Below are 26128 nucleotides of genomic sequence, written 5' to 3'. Positions count from 1 at the left end.
ATTTTAAACATAAATTACACTTAATATAATTTTTTACTGAATTTTCACGATTTGCCCTCTGTCATTCCTTGAATTACTTCCAATAATAAAACCTGTATTTTTGGGAAAAATTTTAAAAGTAACCTGCTTATCTTTAAGAGTTTCTATGATTTCGATACATTTTTTGAATGAAATATAGTGATTATCCAAAATGATCTCTGCCTTTTTACCCTTTAAAATTAGGCACGAATTTACCATTTTTTCTCCTTTGAAATCTAAAAAAGCAACTTTATTTTCCAAAATCGGAGCTAGTTTTTTAGCGAATTTCTCATTTTCGGAGTATAAAAAATAACTTTCCGGCAATGGGTTTTCTTTTGGTTTTCCTTGAAACATTTTAGCAACAGAAAACAAAAAAGCACCAATTTGAATAAAGATACTAAAGAACCTCGATTTCTTAAAATGTTTCTCATAAAAGAAATTCATAGCCTCCTGAAAACGCATCATATATTTTTCGTCTTTTACGGTGCTTTCGCCTTTATAATGCAAAACGATAGTTTCGTGAAAATAAAAATTTACTTTTCCTATTTGCAAAGCTCTATATGACAAATCGATATCATCGGCATACATAAAACATTTTTCATCAAAACCATTTAGATCCCCATATAGTTTTCTTTCTAAAAACATAAAAGCACCAACGAGAATATCTACTTTTCCCGTTTCGTTTTCGTTTAAATGCTGCGCGTAATATTGATTAAAAAGTTTGGTTTTGGGAAAGATTTTATACAATCCGAAAATTTTTGTGAAAGCAACCCAAGGCGTTGGAATTCCTCTTTTGCTTTCTGGAAGAAATGCTCCTTTCCCGTCAATTAACTTACAGCCTACAATTCCAAGATTATTTTGCCTTTCGGCGAAAGCCAGAATCTTTATAAAAGTATCTTCTGCAACGACAGTATCAGGATTTAAAATACAAACGTACTTTCCTTTCGCTTGACGAACACCAATATTATTGCCTTTTGGAAAACCAAAATTTTCTTTGTTTTCAATTAGTCTTACGTTTGGAAATTTTTCTTTCATCATCAAAACGCTTTCGTCTGATGAATTATTATCGACCACAATAATTTCGGCATCGATTGACGCAACTGCTTCCTGAACACTTAAAAGGCATTGTTCGAGAAAGTAACGTACATTGTAATTTAAAATAACAACCGATAACTGCATGAATATATTGGGTCTGTAGATTTTGGCCGAAGTTAAAAATTTTCTGATAACCCCAAACGCAGCGACCAATCGTTTTTGCTGATTCCGTAATCTAAAGCGAGATTACTGCCGTTACGTTTATTCCATTTTATACGGATTCCGGTTCCAACTGCCGGATTCCATTTTTTAAATTCATAGGTATCAAGTTTAGAAACCGAAGAAACATTGGTAAAAAAAACAGCGCCAAAAAAACCATTTCGGCTGATATCGGTTCTGTATTCGGTTTCAAAATAAATTAAAGCATTGCTTCGATATCTGTTTTTTGTGAATCCACGACCTGTTTTCCCTTCACGATCCCAACCAATACTTGGCAAATCCAAATAATGCGGTTTTCCACCAAAAGTGGACCAAAAGAATGCTCTAGAAGCCCAAACACGATGTTTGGTTTTACTAAAAGAATGGTATTTTCGGGCATCAAAATACAAAGACTGCCACTTATCGCCTTCTACTCCACTGGTATTGAGTCGTAAATCGGCTTCGACATATAAACCTTGTTCTGGATTTATAATATTCTCTCTGGAATCGTACAAACCTTGAATGGCAAACCCGAAAGAAGTCTCATCGGAATAATCACCATTCATATATTTATAATAATCTGTTTCTCCGTCTATATAAGATTCTTCAGAAATATTTTTATAATTATCGAAAAGAAAACCAACTCCCAAACGATAATTGCCCACAATCTGCCTCGTAATAAACTGATAAAAACGCCACTGCTTATAATCGAGAGTTGACATTTCCTTATCAGAATTGTCTATACCCAATCCATAAGTATCCTGCGGATAAATCATGTAACGATAATCTCCAATAAGATTCCATTTATTGTCACTTGTATAAATATAAGACTGGATCGGAAATACAAATTGATTGCTGAAACTGAAATAAGGCGAAAAGGTAATTTGAGACATTTTAGTTTTTTCTGCATCTCCCAAGTAAAAAGTAGTCAGAAAAGAAACAACCAAACCATTGCTAGAATTAACCCCAACAGGAACAGGCAATAAGGAAAAAGTTAGTTTTCGTTTTCTGTCTGGCCGAATAGTATCCTGTTTATCAAAAATTTTATGAATAACATCTAAGATATCTCTAGTTTCCACGGCGGTACTATCATTTTGCGCCTGACAAAACGATCCTATTAAAAACAAAACCAAAATGTATTTAATTTTTAAACTATTCACACACAATATCTTAAAAACCGCTTCTTACAAATTTAAAATTTTATTAAGAATAATGGCTAATTTTATGCTTGAAAGTTTTTTTTAGTCACAGTTTTCAGTCGCAGTCACAGTTTGCAAACTGAAAACGGCGACTGAAAACTAAATCTTAAAGATGCAGCTGAATTTTGTATCGGTTCAAAATTTTCATCACAAAAAGCATAATAATAGAGAACACCAAAGACCAGATAATTCCTGGAACTCCTTCGGTAAAATATTCTGGCAGAATATGAAGATTAAGTGCTTTATTGAAATAAAAAATAATACCCGGCAAAATATAAATCAATAACGGATTTGCTGCAGCTGGCATAAAAAACTCGCTCCATTTTGTCTGTTTTTTAACTTCCATAAGCCAATACAGAAAATAGAAGAGAACGGTGCAAATTGCTGCTGAAAACATTGTCCAAGATGGTGTTCCTTTGATTTTTGATATTCCGAAATACGGACGAAGCAAAATTGCTGTTATCGTAAACAAAGCAATAAAACCAATTACCGTCCAATTAATTTTGGAACTGATTTTTCGATCAAAAAACAATAATGAAATTATAATTCCAGCCGAAGTTAGAGAAACATGTGTAAGGTGCCCCGCTATAAAACTCAACCAAGAAGTGCTTTGAACAAAAGAGCTTTCAATTAAGTTGAGAGAGTTCATAATAACAGAAAAAATCAAAAGCCCAATCATTGCCCATAAGCTTCCCGAAACCAGCCAATAATAAATTACGGTAAAAAGATATGCCCAACCTATTAAACCTAGAATTCCCCACCATTTTGGCGTCATTCCACGATCTCCTGTATCTTGGACATAGATGAAATAAAGTGCAATGAGAACTAAAATCCCTCCATATTGAAGCACATTTTTTATCCAAACAGGAAAATCTTTTGGGTATTTATTCCAAATCGGAATTGGCATGCTATAAGCCAAAAGTCCCCAAAAGGCAGGTGCGATAATCATCTTCGATGCATCATAACCATATTCGGCATTGACCATAAAAACACCAATTACAATAAGCGCAATCGCTCTTTTAAAAGTATGAGTCCAGATTGTTTTCGGATTATCTCCTTTTATAAGTCGAGCATTAAAAGCAAACGGAATAGACATTCCAACAATAAATAAAAAAGCAGGAAAAACTAAATCAACAAAAGTCATTGCATCGGCATCAGCGGGCATGTGCTTCATCCATTGCGGTACATTTTTAATACTTGCAAGTTCATTTACAAAAATCATTACAAAAATGGTGATTCCACGCAAAGCATCAATAGAAATAATACGCTGATTAAACAGATTCTCTTTTATTTTCATAATTTTTTACTTTTTTACTAAAAATCAAATATAGTATAATTCTAAAATGTCTTATAACAAATTCTCGACTAATTTTGCACATTAATATTTGAGTTCTACAGTTTTTACTTTATGCTATCATTCTTCAAATCAAAACCTATTTTAAAAGACCTGCTTGATGGCAGTTTTGTAGATATTCATTCTCATATTCTGCCAGGAATTGATGATGGTGCAAAAACCATTCAACACACAAAAAATCTGATTAAATCTTTAGAAGAAATTGGCGTTTCACAATTCGTAACTACACCTCACATAAGTCATTATATTTGGGATAACTCTCCTCAAACCATTATAAACACTTACGAAGAAACCAAATGTCTTTTAGAAAAAGAAAGCATGAATATTTCTTTTAAAGCTGCGGCAGAATATTTTATGGATGACTGGTTTGAAAAACATTTTAAAACTGAAGAGCTATTAACGTTAAAAGACAATTATGTCTTAGTCGAAATGTCATACATTAATGCCCCATTAGAACTTTACAAAATACTTTTTGACCTACAGGTAGCTGGATACATTCCGGTTTTAGCACACCCCGAAAGATATATTTTTTATCACAAAAGTTTTAATGAATATGAGAAATTAAAAAGAGCTGGCTGCAAATTTCAGTTAAATTTACTTTCTATTGTTGGTTATTATGGTGGAGAAATCACTAAAATTGCTGAAGAGCTGCTAAAAAAAGGTATGTATGATTTTGCAGGAACCGATATACATCATGTTAAACATGTTAGAGCCTTTGATGAAAAAGTAAATATTAAAAGCATTTCAAATCTAAAAGAAGTTATTGCTAACAATGCTTTTTTTAAATTTTAAGAGGACCACTAATATGCATTTTCTTCCCCTTGAACAATATTCATTATTGTTCGAATTATAATTTTAACATCCAGCAACAAATTCCAATTTTCTATATACCAGATATCACATTCAACTCTGTTTTCCATGTCCGAAAGCTTTTTTGTTTCTCCGCGATATCCATTTACTTGTGCCCATCCTGTAATTCCAGGTTTTGCGTAATGTCGAACCGAATAGTTATCTATTAGCTCTCCATATTCTTTAGCAAGATTTATCATATGAGGTCTTGGTCCTACAACAGACATATTTCCAAATAGAACATTAAAAAATTGAGGTAGTTCATCAATACTTGTTTTTCGCATAAAAGCTCCAAACTTTGTAATACGCGAATCCCCTTTTCTAGCCTGCTTGTCATGTGCAAAATCATTAATATACATGCTTCTAAATTTATAGCATGAAAATGTTTTATTGTCACGACCAGAGCGCTCTTGTTTAAAAAATACTGGTCCAGGTGATTCTAACTTTATAAACAGCATCACTATAGGAAATAGCCACGGAAAGATTAAAATTATAACCAATATTGAAAAACAAAGATCAAATATTTTTTTTACAAGTCTATTAACTGCAAGTTCTAATGGTTCGCGTCGTAACATCAAAACAGGTGTGTTTTCGTAAAAAGCAACCTCAACTTTACTAGATTTTGTGTACAATTGGAAATCTGGTATAAACTTGATCCTCACCAAGTTTTGCTCACATATTTTTGTCAGTTTATTAATTATTTCAATATGATCAATATGTAAAGCTACATACACTTCTTCTACTTTTTCTCTAATAATAAATTCCTGCACATCATCAAATCCACCAATAATTGGGATTGGCTGATTTTCAATTTCATTTTTTTGATCAAAAAATCCTAAAAATTTGTAGCCATAGGTTAAATTTTTAGCTAGTATTTTTCGCATTTTCTCTCCAGTCTCATTTGCTCCAATAATGATGAATTTTTTAAAATTATACCCTTTCGCTCTAAAGTTCTTTAAAAGCTTCATGAAAATGTAACGAGAAATCAACAACAAAATGAAGAAAAATGAATAAAAATACAATAATCTAAGCCTAGAGATATCTGTATATTTCAGAAGTACTACAAAAAAAACGATTAACGCAATATGTATAAAAAGCTTTTTAATAGTCCTTCTTAGAATTGATTCTATATACTCTATTCTAATTATTCTATGGGAATCTTTTTGCATCAGCAAAGCTACCCAAATCAAGTTTGCTAACAACGAGATTGTTTTTTCGTCTTTTAAAAAAAGCTTATCTACGTCTCCAAATCTCGCCATAGCGGACAGATAGATAGCAAGATTTAATAATAGTAAATCCCAGCATACAAATAATAGTTTGGAGTAACGCGAAATACGATAATGTGATACGTTTTGCAAAAAATTCATCTTCAACTTATTTGCCTAGATAAGATTTGTTTTGGTATAGATGACGAAAATAATACTTTAATTATTCTTAAATGCTATTTTTTAGATCAATTCTTGCAAAACATTAGATTAAGAATACATTACCAATTTTGAACTCATAAAAAAAAACGGCTCAAAATATTTTGAACCGTTTTTTCTTATTTTAGCTGATACGTTTTTTAAACCAACCTCTTTTCTCCAATTTCTCCCCATAACCGTAACTATACTTTCCTTTCGGATTTGTATCATTGAGAACAATGCACATATTAGGAAGTTTTTTATCTCTAAAAAACCTGTTTGCAATAGATATCATTCGTTTTTCTAAAAATCTGGCACGCATTACATAAACAAATGTGTCAGCATTTTTTGCAATGAGCAATGTATCTGTTACAAGACTAACTGGAGCAGTATCTACTATAATATAATCATATTCTTCTTTTAATTTTTCAAATAGCTGATCTACTTTTTTGTTCGTCAACAATTCTGGTGGATTAGGTGGAACTATTCCTCCAGGCAAAATATAAAAATTCTCATATTTATCATGCTTTACGATATAATCCTCAATTTCTTTATTGTTTGAAGACAAATAATTTGTCAGCCCTTCAGTCGGAAGGTCGATATATTCATTCAGTTTTGGACTTCTAATATCCATACCTACAAGTAAAACCTTTTCATCTAACAATGCAAAACTAGCTGCTAAATTTGTCGAAATAAATGTTTTCCCTTCAGAAGCTAAAGTTGAAGTTACAAATATCGTTTTTGCCTTTCCTTCTTCCCCCTTATTCAGCATAAATCCAAGATTGGTTCTAACAATACGAAGCGCTTCTGCGGAACTACTCCTGCTATTAGGTTTGATTAGTTCTGATACATGCTCGCAATTTGGCACATCTCCTATAAAAGGAATTTGCGTTTTCCCTTCTAAATCATCTCTGCTTTTAATTTTAGTATTTAATAAATCATCCGCATAAATAACACTAAACGGAATCAATAGCCCCAGTAAAATTCCTGCTAGGTAAATTATTTTTTTCTTCGGACTTACCGGATTCTTTTCTGCTTTTGCTGTATCAATTATTCTAGCATTAGGCTCAGTTGCAGCTAAAGAAATTGCAGTTTCTTCTCTCTTTTGCAATAAGTACAAATACAGCTCTTCTTTTACTTTTTGCTGCCTTGCTATCGCTCTAAACTGACGCTCTTGAACTGGAATTTTTCCAATCTTACTGTTCAAAACCCCTTCTTTAGTTTTTAGATCGCGATTTTGAATTTGTAAATTAGACTGCATTGTATTCAAACTTTCTGCTACATTAAGTTTTAAAGAATTTATTTGCTGGTCTAATTTTACAACCGTTGGATTCTCATTTGTTGCCGATTTCAAAACTCGATTACGATCTAAAACCATTTGATTATAGGAATTAATCAAATTAGATGCATCTCCTCCTTTATCTAATATTAGATTAGAAGGCAAGAGATCTGAGTTTGAACTTTTTTTAATAAAATCAAGCAACGAAGAAACTACGTTTAACTGAATTTCTGTTTCAACCCCTTTTTTGTCATACTCATTTGAACTTTCAACATACAGCTTTGCATCAGATTCAATATCGGTTAGTCGATTTGATTTTTTGAAGCTCTCAACATTTTGCTCTACACCATCAAGTTCTTGCGTTATCAGGGCAAGTCTGTTTGCAATAAAATTAGAAGTGTTTTCTGAAATGAAATTTTTATCTTGTGCCGCACTCTCATTATAAATCTCAACCATATTATTTAAAAACTCTTCGGCCTTTTTAGCAACTGGATCTGAAATTGAAATACTAACCACACTACTGGTTTTACTAATAGGCTCTACTTTGAGTTTTTTTCTAAAATCTTCTGTCAAATCATCTAATGGTTTTATCAAAATACAGATAGATTTCTCTCCATTTGAATAATAATCAGAAAAAAAAGCTGTTTTGTTTACTACTAAAGCTCCTATTTTCGTGAAAATTTTTTCTCCAAATCTAAACTCTTTTTTAGACGATGCTATAAAGCTTTCCTTATTATCGGTTTTCTCTACTAATGAAAAAGTTTCAGCAGTTATTAATTCGCAATTAAGATTGACATTTGCCTCTCCAAATGATTGTCTTTTGTTTACAAAATGAATTTCGATCGGAGCTTCGCCATATATATCACGCTTGATAAAATTTTCCTCATAAAACAAAGCAATATTTAAATTAAGTTTCAAAATTGTACTTTCTGCCAAAGTTCTTGATTTTAAAATTTCAATTTCATTGTCAACATTACTTTTCATACTTGCTCCCAAACCTAAATCTGAAAAAACGGAAAGCTCTGAAAGCATCCCACCCTTTTTCTCATCCTTAACAAGTATTGTAGTTGAAGCCTCATAACTAGGTGTTGAAAATCTTAAATATAAAAAAGCCAACAACAGACCTATTATAATACTCAGTAAAAACCAACGCCAATGAGCTAAATATTTTTCTAATTGTTGCTTAAGACCGAGATCTTCGATATCATCATCTTCAACATCATTGTAAAACTCTTTCATTATACTTTATTATTATTTCGATTTTATTTAAAAATTAGAACTGAAAGCGAAACTAAAATAGAGATCGCAGAAATGATTACAGAGGTATTTGGCCCAACAGCCGAGGAATTCACTCTAGTTTTATTAGGCTCAACATATACTACATCATTTTGAGCTAAATAGTAAAAAGGAGAATTAATAAAATTTGACTTTGTTAAATCTACTCTATTGTATGATTTTACCCCATTAACTTCCCGAATAACTAAAACATTATCTCTTTTGCCATATATAGTCAAATCCTTGGCCATACTCAAAGCCTCTATTAACGTAATCCTTTCTGAAGCGACAGAATAAGTTCCTGGCTGGTTCACTTCCCCTTGCAACGAAACCTTGAAATTTGTTATACGTAGATTGATTATTGGATTTTTAATGTAATTTCCAATTTTATTCTGCAATAATTCCAGCACCTCTGTACGAGTAAATCCTCCTACTTTTATTTTACCAACTATAGGGAACTCAATATTTCCGCTATGATCTACCAAATACAACTGTACCGTTTCTTGACCACGAGCGATATCCAGCTTAGTGTTACTGGCAATACTATATGTTTTTAAATTAAAAGGAATAGCAGCCTCAGGATCATCCGCAGAAACAATAATCATTAATAAATCGTCAGGCTGAATTTTAACTTCATAAGAAGTTATATTTTGCTTGGTTTGAAGGGAATCAATATTTTGGTAATAGACAAGATCTTTCTTAGAAGCGCAAGAAAAGAACAAGAAAAAAACTGATAAAAAAACTACAGTTTTTATAAAAAAATTAAAGTGAAATTTCATTAGGTTTGAATTTTAAATCATAGAACATTTGCAACAAAATAGAAAGACTATCCTGCAAACGTATTTTTACTAAAAAGGGATTGTATTTTTAACTTGGAAGAAATCTAATACGCATTTTTTTCTCCCCGAAAAACATTAATAATTGTTTTTATAATGATTTTCACATCCAGAAGTAAGCTCCAGTTTTCAATGTACCAAATATCGCATTCAACTCTATTTTCCATATCAACCAGTTCTTTAGTTTCGCCGCGGTAGCCATTAACTTGCGCCCAACCGGTTATCCCTGGTTTGGCATATTGTCGAACTAGATAATTATTGATTAGCTCGCTATATTCTTGTGTATGATACAACATATGTGGCCTTGGTCCCACTACAGACATATTGCCAAGAAAAACATTAAAAAATTGAGGCAACTCATCGATACTCGTTTTACGCATAAAGGCCCCAAACTTCGTAACTCGTGAATCTCCTTTTTGTGCCTGTTTATGATCTGCAGAAGCATTAACAGTCATACTTCTAAATTTAAAGCATGCAAAAGATTTGTTATCCCGCCCAGATCGATCTTGTTTAAAAAAAACAGGCCCCGGAGATTCCATTTTTATAATTAGCATTATAATCGGAAACAGCCACGGAAATATCAATAGAATAACCAACCCTGAGAAGCAAATATCAAAAGCTTTTTTCAATAATCTATTTATTGCATATTCTAAAGGCTCTCGACGAGACATTAATACAGGTGTATTTTCATAAAAAGAAATCTCAACTCTACTTGATTTAGTATACAGCTGAAAATCAGGTATAAACTTTACACGAACCATATGATGCTCGCAAATATCTATTAAGTAATTAATGATATTAACATTATCAATGTGCAATGCGATATACATTTCGTCTACGTGAACTTTTGCCATGTAGTTCTGAATATCATTGAACCCGCCCAAAATACTATCGCTTGCTGAATCAGAATTATTTTGGTTTTCATCAAAAAAGCCTAAAAATCTATAACCATAAGTTAAGTTTTTGGCTAATATTTTACGCATTCTTCTCCCCTTGTCGTTAGCTCCTACAATAACAATGTTTCTGAAATTATATCCCTTAGACCTAACATGTTTTAAAAACCGCATCAAAAAAAATCTTGATAACATCAATAACACAAAGAAAAACACATAAAAGCAAAATAATTGCATTCTAGAAATATTGGAATATTCTAGAAAAACCACAAAAACTGCAACAATAGAAGCATGAATAATAACTTTTTTAATTGTTCTGCTTAAGATTGATTCTAAGGTTTCTATCCTAATAATTTTATAAGAATTCTTATAGAGCAATAATCCAATCCATATCAAATTACCCAACAAAGAAATAGTTTGCGCCTCTTTTGTAGATAGCACATCAAGATCATCAGACTTAATTAAACCAGAAACAAAGACTGCAACATTCAATAAAATCATGTCCCAAACAATGAACGTAATTTGGTAATATCTCGAAAAACTATATTCAGATAGTTTTTGTAAAATTTTCATAACTAATTAATTCTAATAAAAAGGGTCACGATATAACCCTAATTTCTGCATAAAAAGATGATAAAAAAAGATTGGATCTTCGATAAAGTATCTTCTCCATAATCTTTTTGGCTCTTTTATAAATCTGTAAAACCACTCAAGATATAATTTTTGAAAAAAAAGAGGAGCCCTCTTTATATTTCCCGCCTCAAAATCTATTGTGGCGCCTAATGCCATAAACAAATCGATATTTGGCAAGCCATTTTTATACTTCATTATCCATTTCTCTTGTTTAGGAGCACCGACCCCAACCACCAAAACATTAGAATTCGAATTATTAATCTTTCTAATTATTTCCTGGCATTCTATTTCATTCTTTTCAAAACCATAAGACGGAGAATGAGCACCTACAATAATTTCTCTTCCATTTTTTTCATTTATCCTAAACATAGCTTTCTCACCTACACCAGGAGCAGCACCTAAAAGAAATATTTTTATACTTGGATTATTTTTATGAAAATCACAATAAGAAGCAAAGAATGAAGATCCAGGAATTGCCTCTTTAATAGGCTTCCCCAAAAATCCAGATACCAACTTTAAAATTTTACTATCACAGATAATCCAATCACTATTCTGGTAAACATTATAAAAGTTTGGGTCTTTTTGTAACTTTACCATATGATCTAAATTGGGAGTAAACAATACTCCTTTATGAAGCTTCCGCAACAAATCTTCTTTTGATAATGATTGAATATTTATGTTCAATATATTTATTTTTGGAATCATAAAACGATTGAGTTTATTTTCTGTTTTTAATAACTTTTGCAGGAACACCAACTGCTATCGAAAATGGAGGAATGTTTTTAGTAACTATTGCTCCCGCGCCAACAATAGAGCCTGTACCAATTACACAACCAGGCATTACTACAACATTCCTTCCAATCCAAACATTGTCTTCAACTATTACAGGATTACTTGACGTCATTCCCTGAAGATTTATTGGTAAATCAATTTGAACAGAAATATGAGAGTTTGATAATAAGGACACATTGGGAGCGATCAAAACATAATTTCCAATTTTTGCTGCTTGTATAAATACATTTTCGTTGATATGTGTATGGTGTCCTATTGAAACTTTGTCCTTTCCTGTAGAAATATAAACCCCCTCCTCAAAGATGCAATCTGTAGAACAATTGAATACCTTAAGAATATTTTTCAAATACCACAATCTAATTTTATTACTTATTCTTAAATACCTTGAATTGGGCAATTTAAAAATTAACATATAATAGATTGCTACTGTAATCTTATTGTACATTATTAATTTTTATACGCTTGAAGTAGTCTTTTAAAAATAGAATCGTTATCATATAAACCTTTTTTAATAAACTTTTCTCTTAGACCTTTTATGTCTGAGTCAAAAGATCTAAAAATACATTCCGCAAGTTCTGTTACTGAATAAGTGTTACTAACAAAACAACCTGGTAAATCTTCTATCACATTCGATACGTCTCCTACATTTACAGAAACAACAGGCAAATTACAGGACAATGCTTCTTTTATTATTTGTGGAGAGCCCTCGCTTAATGATGTCATAACTAAACAATCACCAGAAGACAATAGATCTACAACTTCTTCTCTTTTCAAATTGTGAACAATTTTCATATCAAGATTATAAGGATATTTCTTTCTTACTTCTTCATAAACTTTTTTAAAAAGAGGGAAGTTTTTAACTGGTCTGGCAGAATCTCCCGGAAAAACCAAAACTTTATTTGTTTTATTTCTGATAATATAATCTTGATTTTGATTAAAACAATCTATATCAACACCACAAGGAAGAATTTCAAAAGGAATTTTTAATTCTGAAAGTATCTCAGCCATTTCTCCATTTAAAATAAATGCCTTATCAACTTTTTTTAATATTTTTCGTGTAAAAAATAGTTGCATGTATTTTCCTTGTTTAGGAAGAATGTCCCCGCCATGAAGCGTAATAAATACCTTGCATTTAGGTCTAAAAAATAAAAGAAACAAACCAGACAAACCATAATGTATATGGATTATTTCAGGATCAAATTTATTGATCGTTTTTTTTAATCCAAATATTGCTTTTACATATTCTATTTTTCCGTTTTCTAATGCATTGATAAAATACAGCATACTATCGATCCCAAATTTCTTTTTAAAACCTTCTATTTGTTCCTGTACATGAATGCCATAATAAATGTGTTTCTGAGTAGGAAACATATTAGATACATACAGTATTTTCATAATTATTTCTATTATTTTTTCTGAGTAAAGTGCCAGATATTAGTCCTCCTGTAGCGGTAATTAAGGAAAACACATATGATGAATAAATAACATTTTCAAACGATAAACGAAGTACTAAAAAAACAATAAAAGTTATTAGAACCTTAGAATTACTCCGAATTGCTGCTTTAAAAAGTTTGAATAAGAAAAACAAAAAACATAATAAACCGACTAAACCAAAATCAAGAAAAATTGCAATAAAATCGTTATGTGGTGCAAAAGTCGCATATTGAAAAAATGATTCAACTCCAGAACCAAACAAAAAATTTATAATGTCTTGATGAAAAATATTATACAAATAGAAAGTATAAGAAAAAATTCGCCAGGTAAAAGAGCCACTATTTTCTGAATCATTTAGTTCCAGATTTTGATGAATTGAATCCTGATAAAACTCTTTTAATGATATTTCTTTTCCAAAATAATTAATTGAACCAAATATTTTTTGATGTAAATCAGGAGAAACTGAGTCTGTTATATAATAAGAACCTATGCCAGCAATTATTATTAAAAGAGATAAATACAAAATATTCCTCAGTTTATAATATCTTGAAGGTATAAATGCCGTAAGCTGACTAACAAAAGCTCCTGTTGAAAGAGTTAAATAAGAAGCAATTACTAAACTGAGAGATGAACTTTCCAGCGAACGAACTTTTTTCTTTTTATTCTTATAATGAATAAAATAAAAAATAGAGATAAAAACGAAATAAGTCCCTAAAAGGTTTACATGTTCAAAATTATAAAACTCTCTTCTCGAATACCGACCAGTTAATATCGAAATTAGTAAACTTGCAAAAAAACAAACTAAACCAACTTTCCATATTATTTTAGATCTTTTAATTATTACATTAAGTGTTGATTTATAACCAATAAATAAAAAAATACAATAAAAAAGAACAGCGATAAAAATCTTAACCGATTGAATATTTTTTGATATAAACACATAAAGCAGAAAATATAATAAAACAAAATTCAATTTACGCTTTACTATAAAATTTAGAAATTCTCTATCCATCAAGATTGGAAGTGTAATGCATAATTGTATAACACTATTAAGCTCTCTAAAAGGACTAAAAAAATCTAGAATTATTTTAATAATAAAAAATGCGGGAAGTACATTAAATTTTGAAATCATTTCACTAAAAAAATCTTAATCATATAAAAGGGTTTAAAACATAGCCCCCTTAAATAGTTCATTTTAACTTATTAACTAATTTTATGTTTACTAATGAAAACATCTTTGTAATAAGAAAAAGCACTACTCCAAAGCTGTTAAAAAGACCATTTCGTCTTAATGATTTAAATGAAATAAATAAAATTTTGGAGTTTTTCCACAAAATCATATCATTATACCCAATTTTAGAAACTAATTTTTCATTCCTAATTTTCAAGAAAAAATTAGATATAGCGGAGTCCGCTTTTTTAAATAATTTAAAGCTGCAATTTTCAGAATCTCCTAAAATTAAATTCAAAACTTTATCATCTATTATTGTATCGTACTTCTTTAAGATTGAAATAGTAATTCTTTTAATTCTTTCCTGTTGCTCCCTTCCATTTGTATTTGTAATACTTTCAGAATTGAGACGATAAAATATCAGTGACTCAGGAATTGTAAAACATTTAATATTGTTTTCAAACAGTCTATTCCATAATTCAAAATCTTCAACATGCTCAGTATTAATTTGATCATTATATTTAAAACGCTTCATTATTGAAGTTTTGATCATAACCGCAGGATGAACAATCATGGTCTGAAAAATTGAAACATATTTTATTGCTTCATAATTAACCGTAATATTTGTTCTGTTTTTTCTATATCCATTCCCGTCTTCATTTAGTAAAAGACATTGACAATTAACCATATCGATTTCATCATGAAGAATAAACTGCTTAATTTGTTTTTCAAAGCGGTCAGTCACCGCAATATCATCGGCATCCATTCTGGCAATGTATTCACCTTTGGCTAATTCTATTCCATAATTTAAAGTCTTTATCAGGCGTAGATTACTTTCATTTTTTATATATCTGATTCGATTATCATTATATGAAAAAATTATGTTTTCAGTTTCATCAGTGCTCCCATCGTTTATAATTATGAATTCAAAATTTCTATACGACTGATTAAGAATACTATCAATTGCTTCTCTAAGAAATTTTTCACCATTATAAACTGGCATTAAAACAGAAATAAGAGGATTATGAATACTCATTAAATTATTCTTTTTATTACTTGACCTAATTAACTAAATAGCTCAATTTTAGAACTGTGAACATATCTCTTCTCTTTTGGAGGTATTCCCATAAAGTCACCATATTCATCTGTCAGAAATTCATCAATATTATTTGGGGCACTAAATTCATATTCTTCAAATTTAATTTTGCCAACAGGAAAACAAGTATTCAATTTATGTGGGGCATAAAAACCTATACCGTATGCATGAGAAAATTTGTTCTTAGTAATTTTTCCTGTGACTTTTAAAAGTGGTAGTAGCAATAAGGTAATATGATAAAAAAAAGAAGAAATTAAACTCCAAATGATTCCCTTTTTTAATTCAAATCTAAACTTACTGTAAAATGAATCAAATAGAAGTTTACTTTTCTTTGGTAAACAAATAGATTCAAATGGAAAAATGTCTATAAATAATCCATTATATTTATAATTTCTGTGTAAGCATTGGTCTTCCAATATAAAGGAATTCAAATCGCGTATTTTTGCATAAAAATAAGGATGATTGGGATCTGTTTTTTTTGTTTGTAGTTTTAGAAAATAAGGCAGTTCAACTTCTAAAATTTTTAGCAATCTGTTATAGTCTTCCATTTTTACACCTACATCAAAATCATCATCCCAAGGGATAAACCCTCCATGCCTTCTTGCCCCCAACAATGTACCAGACATTATCCAATAAGTAATATTGTTTCTTTTACAAATTATATCAAACTCTATCGCTATATCTAGCATTCTTAATTGGGCATTTCTTAACACAGATCCCTCTGGATTATAACAGCTTAAATCTTCCATTTTAATTATTGATAATTAACTTTCTAACTCCATTTGCTCTTAAACCCAAGACCAGTAACTCTGTTAAAACAACTAACATAGCAACTGAATAAACCGTAATTGAATTGAAAAACCACATCACCACTAGCATAGACACATGGAAAAGAGATGCAACTATGACTGTGTAATTAGTGAATTTTGTATGCCCAAAAGCTCCCAGTAAAGGATAACCTAAAAGAATCGAAGGAACAGAGATAAGGCAAACACCAAAAAGAATTTTTAAAGTATTAATACTTTCTATTGCAACATTTTTATAAACCAACTGCATAATAAAACCTGAGTTGTAAATACAAATTGGCAGGGAGATGCAATTAATTACTATTACAATAATAAATATCTTCTTAAACATTTTAATATTCTTATGTTTAATCATGTATGGATATAAGGCATTATTCAATGGTCCAAACATGCTTTGTAATGCCAGGTACAGTTTTTCCGCAGCAGCATAAAATCCAACTGCAGTATTTCCTAAAACTAACCCCAATATGAATGTATTACTTACAGTATATATTGAAACAGAAATTCTAGAAACAAAAAAATCTGAGCTATCTTTAAGACACTTTTTTATTCCAGTCAAAGAAACTGTTGTTAAATTGAAATTTACACCAAATTTGGATTTCGCTATATAAAGTGCAATTGCGCCCGATGCTATAGAACCCAAGCCATAAAAAAAGGGAACTAATAAATAATCTGCATCAGATTTTACCAAAAAAAAAATAGGGATAATTGCCAAAGTACGTGTTGCAATATTAATTTTGGTTATATACTTCATTTGTTCTATCCCCTGAAAAAACCAAGTTGGCAAAAGTACCGAACCAAATACCGTCATGTAAGACAATAAGTAAACCCACTTATCATGATTAAATTTATTAAAAATAAAAAGTACAGATAGTAAAATGACTAAACCTACGAGAAACAGAAAAAGTTGTGAAATTAATACATGTACAAAATAAATATCTCGTAATTGCTTATTATCTCTATTTATTGAAATAAATTGAACACCTGACAAATTAAATCCAAAATCTGTTAAAATCACAAAATACTGTGCAAATGCTGAGGCAAAACTTATCAAACCAAAAGTTTCCACACCCAGAGTTCTAAATAGATACGGGATTGTTAACAACGGAAAGATATAATTGGCTCCTTGTAAAATTACTAACGAGAAAAAATTGGATACCAATGAAGAGTTTAAATTTATTTTTTTTGCGAACATTTATTCTTTTTTACCATTATAACATTGAATAACCACCATCGATGACCAATATTTCTCCATTTACATAATTATTATTAATTAAGAACCAATATGCGTCAGTCAATTCAGTTGGTTCACAAAAGCGTTCTAAAGAAATTTTTTTATAAATATTCGCTTTTTGCTCTATTGCCTTATTGCTTTGCCATTCAGTATTAACAAAACCAGGCGCAACTGCATTTATTCTAATTTTTCTATTAGAGAATATTTTAACGAAATTCTTCACAAGAGAATGTACCGCAGCTTTTGTCACGCCATAAGATAAAGAAACTGAGTGTGGATGAATACCCATTAAAGACCCCGTAAAAATAACTGAAGATTCATTGTTAAGTTTTGAGGCAATTTTTTGCAATAAGAATGTGGGAAAATTAATATTTACATCAAAAACTCGTTGCCAATTTTCAGGAATAATATCCTCAAAAGCAGCTCTGTCTGTTATTCCTGCATTAAATATTATTGAATCTAAAAAAATATTATTCTCAATTAAATAATTATCAATTACGCTTATAGCCTGTAAATTACTACAGTCTACCTTTAAAACAATAAATCTTTCCGGATGTAATAATGATAAACTTTCTTGAAATGATTCAGCATTTTTTTCATCAGAAAGATAAGTCAGTATTACATTCCAGTCTTCTTTTAATAACCGTTCAGCAATTGCCTTACCTATTCCTTTTGTTCCTCCTGTAATTAATGCAGTTTTCATTTTATATTAACTTCAGGATTGGGATGTTTATCACTATTATTTTTCAATTCTTTATACTTATGAAAAATATCTTCTTTTAACTTAGAAGAAGAAACACCATCTCCATAGGGAAAATAAAAAACTTTAATTCCTAAATCTCTTAAGTAATCATATTTTCCAATCCAGTCATCACCTACTACAAATGAGTCAATATTGAGATTTCTTACTAATTCTGTATGATCTAAAGATCTTTGTGGTATAACAATATCAGGGTATTTTAAAGATTCTAAGATCACTAGACGTTCTTCAAAAGGAATAATTGGAGCCTTTTTATAAGAACAAACTAATTCATCTGTACTAACCCCAACAATAAGGACATCTCCTAATCCTCTGGCATATTTAATCATTTTTAAATGATTAGAATGAAACATATCAAATGTTCCTGATGTATATATAATTTTACTTTGTGACATTTTATTGAAAAAATTTATGTTAAGTCAAAACAATAAGCATTTGAATCAGCTTTCATCCTAAAAATCAGATTTTAGCCAACTCCCTAACAGCCACCTCTTTTCTCAACCCGCTACTCGAAAAACGATGATCCCGTTTATTAAAATAAAGCTCAATCCCTTTTTCTTCACAATATGATCTTCCTGTAAATTTTTTATGTTGATATTCATCGCCTATTATGCGAACATCAATTTTAAAAGATCTTAAGATGTCTTCTAAATCTTGTTCTGTCGAATACGGAACAACTTCATCTACAAACTTGCAACCCTTAAGTTGTATATATCTTTCGACTACAGTTTGAGTTGGTCTATTTTTTTCTGGTCTGTCTAATGTTGGGTCTGTTTGTAAACCAACGATTAAATAATCACAGATCTGCTTTGCTTCCTCTAACATTTTAATATGTCCTGCATGCAGTAAATCAAAAGCGCTAAAAGTTATTCCTACCCTCATTTCTTAAACATTAGTTTATTTACTTATTTGCTTATAATTGTTTAAAATCTTAACTGACTGACACAGCTTCGCTACTCCCACTCACATAAACTGGGATCAAATCTGATGTCGATTAAATACACAAACCCTTTTTTAAATTATATTGCGAGCTTATGCTTTTATTTTTTTGCAAAAGTAGTTTAACACTTAGGTGATTCACAAGGCGAAAAGAAAGAATTGTCTTATTTTATCACAAATAAAACCTCGAAGTATCCTGCTCAAAATGGAGCAAAATTTTTTTTTTTATAACAATCAGCCTCATTTTTCGGGCATTAAACTCTATTTTTACTTTCTTAATAAACCTTAATGAAATGATTAGAACATTAGCACTTTGGATTCTATTTATCTCTTCAGCTTATAGTCAAATTGAAGTGCGCCCAGATGTAAAAGCTAAAAATTACAATTCTACAGCAGTAATAAATAATGGTAAACTCAGCGATAAAAACCAGAAATTAAAACCAGAATACTCCATTCGTTTGAGCGATTCTATAAAAGAAACTTCTGGATTAATTGCCTTCGAGAATCTGCTTTGGACGCACAATGACGATCAAGACAAAACAATTTACGGCTTAGACTCCTTGGGAAAAATTAAAAAGAAAATCGTTCTGGAACAGGCAGTAAATAACGACTGGGAAGAAATCTCGCAAGATGATACTTATATCTATATTGGAGATTTTGGAAACAATTATTCGGGAAACCGATCGGATTTGAAAATTCTCAAAATTGAAAAAAAATCTTTTCTAGAAGAAAATCCACAAATTGAAACCATTTCATTTTCCTATTCCAATCAAAATGATTTTTCTCCTTCGAAACCCAATAAAACCGATTTTGACTGTGAAGCCTTTATTGTTTCTAAAGACAGTATTTATCTATTCTCCAAACAATGGAAATCGTCTAAAACCAATATTTACGTTTTATCTAAACAAAAAGGAACACATATTGCAAAACTCAAAGCAACACTCGACACAAAAGGTTTGGTCACTGGTGCAACTTATTTAGAAGATAAAAAACTGATTGCTTTGTGTGGCTATACCAAAGTTGGAAAACCGTTTTTATACTTACTTTACGATTTTAAAAACCAAGATTTTTTGTCTGGAAATAAAAAACGAATTGGTTTAAAACTTCCTTTTCATCAAATAGAAGGAATTGCAACAAAAGACGGTCTTCATTATTTTATTACAAACGAATCTTTTGTTCGCAAACCTGTTTTAAACAATCCGCAACAAATTCATTATTTTGATTTGAGTTCTGTAGTAGGCTTGTATCTCCATAAATAATTCGCAAATGCAAGATAATAGTTTACTTTTGCAGAAAGTTATGTTTTAGAAACATTCATAACTCACAATTTATAACTTACAATTTACAAAGTGAATTACTTATCTGTAGAAAATATATCGAAGTCATTTGGCGAAAGAGTCCTTTTTGACAACATTTCTTTTGGGATCAACAAAGATCAAAAAATCGCTTTTATTGCAAAAAATGGTTCTGGTAAAACAACCATGATGAGCATTATCAACGGACTTGAAGAACCAGATACAGGGCAAGTTGTTTTAAGAAAAGGAATCAGAATGGCTTTTCTTTCGCAAGACAATAATCTTCAGGATGAACTTACAATTGAAGAAAGTATTTTTGCTTCAGATAACGAAACGCTTAAAGTTATTGAAGCTTATGAAAAAGCTCTAGAGAATCCTTCAGATGAAGAAGCTTACCAAAAAGCTTTCGATGCAATGGATCAGCATAATGCTTGGGATTTTGAAACTCAATACAAGCAGATTTTATTCAAATTAAAACTGGAAGATTTTAAACTTAAAGTAAAAAATCTTTCTGGAGGACAGAAAAAACGTCTTTCATTGGCTATAATTCTAATCAACCGTCCAGATTTATTGATTTTGGATGAGCCAACCAACCATTTGGATTTAGAAATGATCGAATGGCTTGAAAGTTATTTTGCCAAAGAAAACATTACACTGTTTATGGTAACACACGACCGTTTCTTCTTAGAACGTGTCTGTAATGAAATTATCGAATTAGACAACGGAAAACTATACCAATACAAAGGAAATTATTCTTACTATTTACAGAAAAAAGAAGAAAGAATCACTTCTGAAAATGCAAGTATTGACAAAGCTAAAAACCTATTTGTAAAAGAATTAGAATGGATGCGCCGTCAGCCAAAAGCGAGAACAACCAAATCTAAATCGCGTCAAGACGACTTTTACGTTATTAAAGAAAAGGCACAGAGCCGACGCAAAGAAAACAAAGTTGAACTTGAAATTAATATGGAAAGAATGGGAAGAATGGGAAGCAAAATTATTGAGCTTCACAAACTTTCTAAAAAATTTAAAGACCGTGTTATTCTGGACAATTTCAGTTTTGATTTCCAACGTGGAGAAAGAATCGGAATTATTGGTAAAAACGGAACTGGAAAATCAACTTTCTTAAATCTTTTGACAGGAACTATTCCGCCAGACAGCGGACGTGTAGTTAAAGGAGATACTATAAAAATTGGATACTATACGCAATCTGGAATTAACCCGAAACCAGGTCAGCGTGTTATTGACATTATAAAAGAATACGGAGAATATATTCCGTTGACTAAAGGAAAAATTATTTCGGCTTCGCAACTATTAGAGCGTTTCCTTTTTGATGCTAAAAAACAATACGATTATGTAGAGAAATTAAGCGGTGGTGAATTAAAACGTTTGTATTTGTGTACCGTTTTAATTCAGAATCCGAATTTCTTGATTCTCGATGAGCCAACAAACGATTTGGACATTGTAACTTTAAATGTCTTGGAAAGTTTCCTTTTAGATTATCCTGGATGTTTATTGGTGGTTTCGCACGACCGTTATTTTATGGATAAAATTGTCGATTATTTATTTGTTTTTAGAGGACAGGGTGAAATAGAAAATTTCCCAGGAAACTATTCTGATTTCAGAGCTTATGAAGACAGTGCAGATGTTGCTCAAAAAGAAGAAAACAAAGCAGAAAAGAAAGACTGGAAACAAAATAATCCGACAGGAAATTTAAGTTTCAACGAACAAAAAGAATATCAAAAAATCGAGCGAGAAATTAAAGATCTTGAAGCTGAAAAAGCTAAAATCGAACAATTGTTCTCTGACGGAAAAGTCGCAGATTCAGATATTGAAAAGAAAGCAAATGAACTTCAAAATATAATTAATAAAATAGACGCAAAAGAAGAACGCTGGTTTGAACTTTCTGCGAAACTTGAAGGATAAATCATGCTTTGATTTTCAGCAATTAATGTTAATATCTGAAAACCATCGCAACGACTAAAAAAGTAATTAATATATTTACGACTTTTAAAATAAATACCACATGAAAAAATTATTAGCAGCATTTTCTATTCTTGCATTTTTCATCTCTTGCTCAAGTGATTCAGGATTGGAAAGAATTCCAGAAAAAATAGACTATAGTGTCGAAAACGAAAAAGAAATTACCGATTATTTGACTAAAAATAATTTAACAGCACAAAAAACAAGTACTGGTTTGCATTATATTCTTACAGAAGAAGGAACAGGAAAACAACCTACTTTACAGTCAAATGTTACCGTTACTTATAAAGGTACTCTTACCAACGGAACTGTTTTTGACCAAAATGCTTCTGGAGCAACTTTTCCTCTAAACAAATTAATATTAGGATGGCAGCAAGGATTACCATTTTTTAAAGAAGGTGGAAATGGTATCTTATTTGTTCCAGCACATTTAGGATATGGAAGTAGTAAGGTTCAAAACATTCCTGGTGGCTCTGTTTTAATTTTTGAAATAAAACTAGTTTCTGTAAATTAATCGATCTGAAGAACAAAACATTCTAAGAGTGCTGTTTCACATACAATCTTATTTAAAATTTCTTTGGCATTCTAAAAACGAACACGCGGTTCATTCGCCGTTCGTTTTTAGTCTGCTTACAAAATGCTTCTACGATAAGAAATCCAAACCTGAATATGCTATTCTAAAAAAATACAGAAAAACGCTTTTAGAGAATAAAAACTTTATAGAAGTGACTGATTTCGGAGCAGGTTCAAGAGTTTTCAAATCAAATCGAAGACAAATTTCTAAAATTGCGCAAACTGCTGGAATTTCGCCAAAACGTGCCGAATTATTGTTTCGAGTTAGCAATTATTTTAAGCCTTCAACTATTTTAGAAATAGGAACTTCCCTGGGATTGGCAACTTCTGCCCTAGCTTTAGGAAATCCCAAAGCTACAGTAGTTACTATTGAAGGCTGTCCAAATACAGCAAACGTTGCTCAAAATCAATTGGCTGAATTTGATTGCAAGAATGTTGAAAATGTAATTTCTGAATTTGAATCTTTTTTAGTTTCTGAGAACATTCAAGCCACAAATTACAATCTGATATATTTTGATGGGAATCATTCAAAAAAAGCAACTTTAGCTTATTTTGACCTTTTACTGCCAACCATAGACAACGATTCCGTTTGGATTTTCGATGATATTCATTGGTCTCCCGAAATGGAAGAAGCTTGGGAGATTATAAAAAATCATCCTCAAGTAAAAGTCACAATTGACACTTATCAATGGGGGTTTGTATTTTTTAGAAGAGAACAGCCAAAAGAGCATTTTATAATTCGAGCATAAAAAAGACGATCATTGCTGATCGTCTTTTTTATTTCTAACTCAAAATTTTAAAAATCTAATTTTTTGCGTCTTTATTTTCTTCAGATTTTGCTCCCATTCTGTTTACAGTATACATTGGTGCAAACTTAACTTTCAAACCAGCAATCTTTCTGTTATCCTCTGCTGACAGACCTTCTTTTTCAACTGTATTTTTACGGCTGTCAAGAGCTTCATACATTAATTTAATTTCATCCCAGTCTTCTCTAGAGTATCTGTCTTTATTATTTTCTACAGTATGAACAAACTGCTGATAAACACTATGAATATTTTGAGCATTCACCCAATTAAAACTCATATCATCACCAATTTTTCCTGCGCCAAACAAAGCATCTCTTAACTGTTGTTTTGGACTAGGAGCTGGCGGGGCAAATTGGGCGGTCACTTCATTTTTAAATTCCTCGTACTTAATTTTACTTGCATTTACTTTTTCAGTCGCGGCGGCATTATCTTTAATATCTGCTAAAGCAGCCTGAGCTTCTTGAGATCTTTTATCGTACTCAGCTTCTACGCTCTTCCAGTTGTCTTTTAAGTCGGCAGCTGCTACATTTTTTACAGAGTCAACATAGATTACATAGTTTTCTACTGTTTTCTGAGCTTTTTCTTGTTTTTCATCTTTACACGATGTAAACCCTAATACTACTAATGCAATTCCTATAGCTATTTTTATATTTTTCATAATCTTAGTTGTTAATTAATTATATAGACAAATTTACTTAATAGCTAACTGAAGAAATTACATGATTCTCACGTTTTTAAAACAAAAAACATCATAAAACTATAAAAGATATAAAATAATGAGAATTACATAAAATCAAACCTGAATCATATAATCATTTTGCTTTTAAAAAGAGTATTTTTTTTATCATATGGATATTTTTATAAGTCAAAGTGATTTTGTAACAAAAACCAATTATCAACTACTTATTCAAAAGTGTTTTGTACTTTTAAATCCAAAATTGTAAAATAAAATGGCTGAACCATTAATTAAAATAACCGACATAAAACGAAATTTTACTTTAGGAAACGAAATTGTTTATGTTTTAAAAGGAATAGATCTAGAGATACAAAAAGGCGAATATGTTGCTTTAATGGGACCTTCTGGATCAGGAAAATCTACATTAATGAATTTATTAGGCTGTTTAGATACCCCAACTTCGGGTCGTTATATTTTAAATGGAAAAGATGTCAGCAAAATGAAAGATGATGAATTGGCAGAAATTAGAAACAAAGAAATTGGTTTTGTATTTCAGACTTTCAATCTTTTGCCAAGAACTACGGCTTTAGACAATGTTGCATTGCCTATGATTTATGCGGGTTATGGAAAATCTGAAAGAATCGCTCGTGCAACCGAAGTTTTAAAACAAGTTAATCTTGCTGATAGAATGGATCACCAGCCGAATCAGCTTTCTGGAGGACAGCGCCAACGTGTTGCTGTTGCAAGAGCACTAGTAAACAAACCTTCGATTATTCTAGCCGATGAGCCAACAGGAAACTTGGACAGTAAAACTTCTATAGAAATCATGAAGCTTTTTGGAGATATTCACGCACAAGGAAATACTGTAATTCTGGTAACTCACGAAGAAGACATTGCTGCTTATGCGCATAGAATTATTCGTTTAAGAGATGGACTGATTGAAAGTGATACTTCTAAAGAATTGCAAACAAATAAAATTTAAAAAAACAAATGCGAATCATAAAATATTTTTTACTCGCGTTTTTGGTTTTGACATCATGCAAAAATGTGTCAAAAAATGAAAATCAATATCCTGAATTACCACTAAAAAAACCAAGTACAAAAATATTTTGGCTAAACGATAAAATCGTCAACTTAAAAATAGACCCCGCTCTATCCTATTGTGAAAATATAAAATGTGACTCTGTGATCGGAGTAAATTATATTGGTTTCTCTGGTGAACATTTCTTTAATCCTATTAATGAAAAAGGAAAATATATAAATACAATTAGTCAAAGGAAAAAACTTAATCAAAGTCAGATTTTAAGATTAAATTCGATTATTGGAAATAAAAAAACATATAAAAATCCAAACATAGCGGGCTGTTATGAACCAAGACTTGCATTTATATATTTTAAAAATAATGCGGTAATTTGCCAAACTCAAGTTTGTCTAAGCTGTTACCAACTTCAATCAACTGCTCATTTTGTTGATGGAGTAGACGGAAACTTCAACAATCAAGCTCAAGAAAAATTAACTCAACTGCATGATGAACTCGGTTTCACAGAAAACTAAAAAACTTAGCATCTCAGCACTTTAAAACCTTAGCATC

25 protein-coding genes are annotated in these 26128 nt (G+C 30.9%); 7 read left to right on the top strand and 18 right to left on the bottom strand.

Translation table 11 applies throughout. The features are described from left to right. Positions 1 to 33: 33 nt before the first annotated feature. From RB618_RS20405 to RB618_RS20395, 3 genes are all read right to left on the bottom strand, one after another. On the bottom strand, positions 34 to 1197 hold the full coding sequence (locus RB618_RS20405; protein WP_308070474.1) for a glycosyltransferase family 2 protein: 1164 nt from the start codon (positions 1195 to 1197) through the stop codon (positions 34 to 36). Between the two features lie 32 nt (positions 1198 to 1229). Then, positions 1230 to 2411 (bottom strand): hypothetical protein, encoded by a 1182-nt coding sequence (locus RB618_RS20400; RefSeq protein ID WP_308070473.1) that lies wholly within the window; start codon positions 2409 to 2411, stop codon positions 1230 to 1232. A 145-nt stretch (positions 2412 to 2556) separates the two neighbouring features. Beyond that, positions 2557 to 3747 (bottom strand): DUF5009 domain-containing protein, encoded by a 1191-nt coding sequence (locus tag RB618_RS20395; RefSeq protein ID WP_308070472.1) that lies wholly within the window; start codon positions 3745 to 3747, stop codon positions 2557 to 2559. 111 nt (positions 3748 to 3858) lie between these two features. Here RB618_RS20395 and RB618_RS20390 point away from each other — a divergent pair, with 111 nt between their 5' ends. Beyond that, entirely contained in the window at positions 3859 to 4596 is a 738-nt protein-coding gene (locus tag RB618_RS20390; protein WP_308070471.1) for a CpsB/CapC family capsule biosynthesis tyrosine phosphatase, read from the top strand. Positions 4597 to 4604: 8 nt separating this feature from the next. On the opposite strand, the gene RB618_RS20385 is transcribed toward RB618_RS20390, so the two are convergent. From RB618_RS20385 to RB618_RS20320, 14 genes are all read right to left on the bottom strand, one after another. Beyond that, positions 4605 to 6020 (bottom strand): undecaprenyl-phosphate glucose phosphotransferase, encoded by a 1416-nt coding sequence (locus tag RB618_RS20385; protein WP_308070470.1) that lies wholly within the window; start codon positions 6018 to 6020, stop codon positions 4605 to 4607. A 181-nt stretch (positions 6021 to 6201) separates the two neighbouring features. Further along, the gene (locus tag RB618_RS20380) at positions 6202 to 8574 is read right to left on the bottom strand and encodes a polysaccharide biosynthesis tyrosine autokinase (RefSeq protein WP_308070469.1); all 2373 of its coding nucleotides are present in this window, start codon (positions 8572 to 8574) and stop codon (positions 6202 to 6204) included. 23 nt (positions 8575 to 8597) lie between these two features. Further along, positions 8598 to 9389: a polysaccharide biosynthesis/export family protein gene (locus RB618_RS20375; RefSeq protein ID WP_308070468.1), complete on the bottom strand. Its 792-nt coding sequence runs from the start codon at positions 9387 to 9389 to the stop codon at positions 8598 to 8600. 104 nt (positions 9390 to 9493) lie between these two features. Continuing rightward, positions 9494 to 10912 carry an undecaprenyl-phosphate glucose phosphotransferase gene (locus RB618_RS20370; protein ID WP_308070467.1) on the bottom strand — a complete coding sequence of 473 codons (1419 nt, stop codon included), beginning with the start codon at positions 10910 to 10912 and terminating at the stop codon, positions 9494 to 9496. 12 nt (positions 10913 to 10924) lie between these two features. Beyond that, positions 10925 to 11677, bottom strand: a complete 753-nt coding sequence (locus RB618_RS20365) for a WecB/TagA/CpsF family glycosyltransferase (protein WP_308070465.1) — start codon at positions 11675 to 11677, stop codon at positions 10925 to 10927. Between the two features lie 13 nt (positions 11678 to 11690). Continuing rightward, the gene (locus RB618_RS20360; protein ID WP_308070464.1) at positions 11691 to 12209 is read right to left on the bottom strand and encodes an acyltransferase; all 519 of its coding nucleotides are present in this window, start codon (positions 12207 to 12209) and stop codon (positions 11691 to 11693) included. A 2-nt stretch (positions 12210 to 12211) separates the two neighbouring features. Beyond that, complete coding sequence (locus RB618_RS20355; RefSeq protein ID WP_308070463.1) at positions 12212 to 13159, bottom strand: glycosyltransferase family 4 protein; 948 nt, start codon at positions 13157 to 13159, stop codon at positions 12212 to 12214. Continuing rightward, complete coding sequence (locus RB618_RS20350) at positions 13137 to 14330, bottom strand: hypothetical protein (RefSeq protein WP_308070462.1); 1194 nt, start codon at positions 14328 to 14330, stop codon at positions 13137 to 13139. The genes RB618_RS20355 and RB618_RS20350 overlap by 23 nt, the downstream gene beginning before the upstream one ends. Before the next feature lie 58 nt (positions 14331 to 14388). After that, the gene (locus RB618_RS20345) at positions 14389 to 15405 is read right to left on the bottom strand and encodes a glycosyltransferase (protein WP_308070461.1); all 1017 of its coding nucleotides are present in this window, start codon (positions 15403 to 15405) and stop codon (positions 14389 to 14391) included. 29 nt (positions 15406 to 15434) lie between these two features. Next, the gene (locus tag RB618_RS20340; RefSeq protein WP_308070460.1) at positions 15435 to 16214 is read right to left on the bottom strand and encodes a LicD family protein; all 780 of its coding nucleotides are present in this window, start codon (positions 16212 to 16214) and stop codon (positions 15435 to 15437) included. A gap of 1 nt (position 16215) precedes the next feature. Next, positions 16216 to 17466, bottom strand: a complete 1251-nt coding sequence (locus tag RB618_RS20335; protein ID WP_308070459.1) for an oligosaccharide flippase family protein — start codon at positions 17464 to 17466, stop codon at positions 16216 to 16218. A gap of 16 nt (positions 17467 to 17482) precedes the next feature. Then, positions 17483 to 18208: an SDR family oxidoreductase gene (locus RB618_RS20330; RefSeq protein WP_308070457.1), complete on the bottom strand. Its 726-nt coding sequence runs from the start codon at positions 18206 to 18208 to the stop codon at positions 17483 to 17485. Next, the gene (locus RB618_RS20325; RefSeq protein WP_308070456.1) at positions 18205 to 18660 is read right to left on the bottom strand and encodes an adenylyltransferase/cytidyltransferase family protein; all 456 of its coding nucleotides are present in this window, start codon (positions 18658 to 18660) and stop codon (positions 18205 to 18207) included. Before RB618_RS20325 ends, RB618_RS20330 begins: the two co-directional genes overlap by 4 nt. A 64-nt stretch (positions 18661 to 18724) precedes the next feature. Next, entirely contained in the window at positions 18725 to 19147 is a 423-nt protein-coding gene (locus tag RB618_RS20320; RefSeq protein ID WP_308070455.1) for an adenylyltransferase/cytidyltransferase family protein, read from the bottom strand. A gap of 350 nt (positions 19148 to 19497) precedes the next feature. Between RB618_RS20320 and RB618_RS20315 the strand changes: the two genes are divergently transcribed. From RB618_RS20315 to RB618_RS20300, 4 genes are all read left to right on the top strand, one after another. After that, positions 19498 to 20463 carry a T9SS C-terminal target domain-containing protein gene (locus tag RB618_RS20315; RefSeq protein ID WP_308070454.1) on the top strand — a complete coding sequence of 322 codons (966 nt, stop codon included), beginning with the start codon at positions 19498 to 19500 and terminating at the stop codon, positions 20461 to 20463. A gap of 90 nt (positions 20464 to 20553) precedes the next feature. Next, complete coding sequence (locus RB618_RS20310) at positions 20554 to 22425, top strand: ABC-F family ATP-binding cassette domain-containing protein (protein ID WP_308070453.1); 1872 nt, start codon at positions 20554 to 20556, stop codon at positions 22423 to 22425. 100 nt (positions 22426 to 22525) lie between these two features. Next, the gene (locus RB618_RS20305) at positions 22526 to 22996 is read left to right on the top strand and encodes an FKBP-type peptidyl-prolyl cis-trans isomerase (RefSeq protein WP_308070452.1); all 471 of its coding nucleotides are present in this window, start codon (positions 22526 to 22528) and stop codon (positions 22994 to 22996) included. 28 nt (positions 22997 to 23024) lie between these two features. Continuing rightward, on the top strand, positions 23025 to 23804 hold the full coding sequence (locus RB618_RS20300) for a class I SAM-dependent methyltransferase (protein WP_308070451.1): 780 nt from the start codon (positions 23025 to 23027) through the stop codon (positions 23802 to 23804). Positions 23805 to 23859: 55 nt separating this feature from the next. Here the strand turns inward: RB618_RS20300 and RB618_RS20295 are convergent, their stop codons facing one another. Beyond that, positions 23860 to 24519 carry a hypothetical protein gene (locus RB618_RS20295; RefSeq protein WP_308070450.1) on the bottom strand — a complete coding sequence of 220 codons (660 nt, stop codon included), beginning with the start codon at positions 24517 to 24519 and terminating at the stop codon, positions 23860 to 23862. 292 nt (positions 24520 to 24811) lie between these two features. Between RB618_RS20295 and RB618_RS20290 the strand changes: the two genes are divergently transcribed. Further along, a complete protein-coding gene (locus tag RB618_RS20290; RefSeq protein ID WP_308070449.1) occupies positions 24812 to 25519 on the top strand; it encodes an ABC transporter ATP-binding protein in 708 nt (235 codons plus the stop codon). A 65-nt stretch (positions 25520 to 25584) separates the two neighbouring features. Beyond that, positions 25585 to 26091 (top strand): hypothetical protein, encoded by a 507-nt coding sequence (locus RB618_RS20285; protein WP_308070448.1) that lies wholly within the window; start codon positions 25585 to 25587, stop codon positions 26089 to 26091. The last annotated feature ends 37 nt before the right edge of the window (positions 26092 to 26128 follow it).

This window comes from Flavobacterium sp. LHD-85 (assembly GCF_030929595.1).
In the GTDB taxonomy this organism is placed as follows: Bacteria; Bacteroidota; Bacteroidia; order Flavobacteriales; family Flavobacteriaceae; genus Flavobacterium.
Note: the sequence above shows the minus strand (reverse complement) of the source record. Positions and strands in the feature narration are given on the sequence as shown.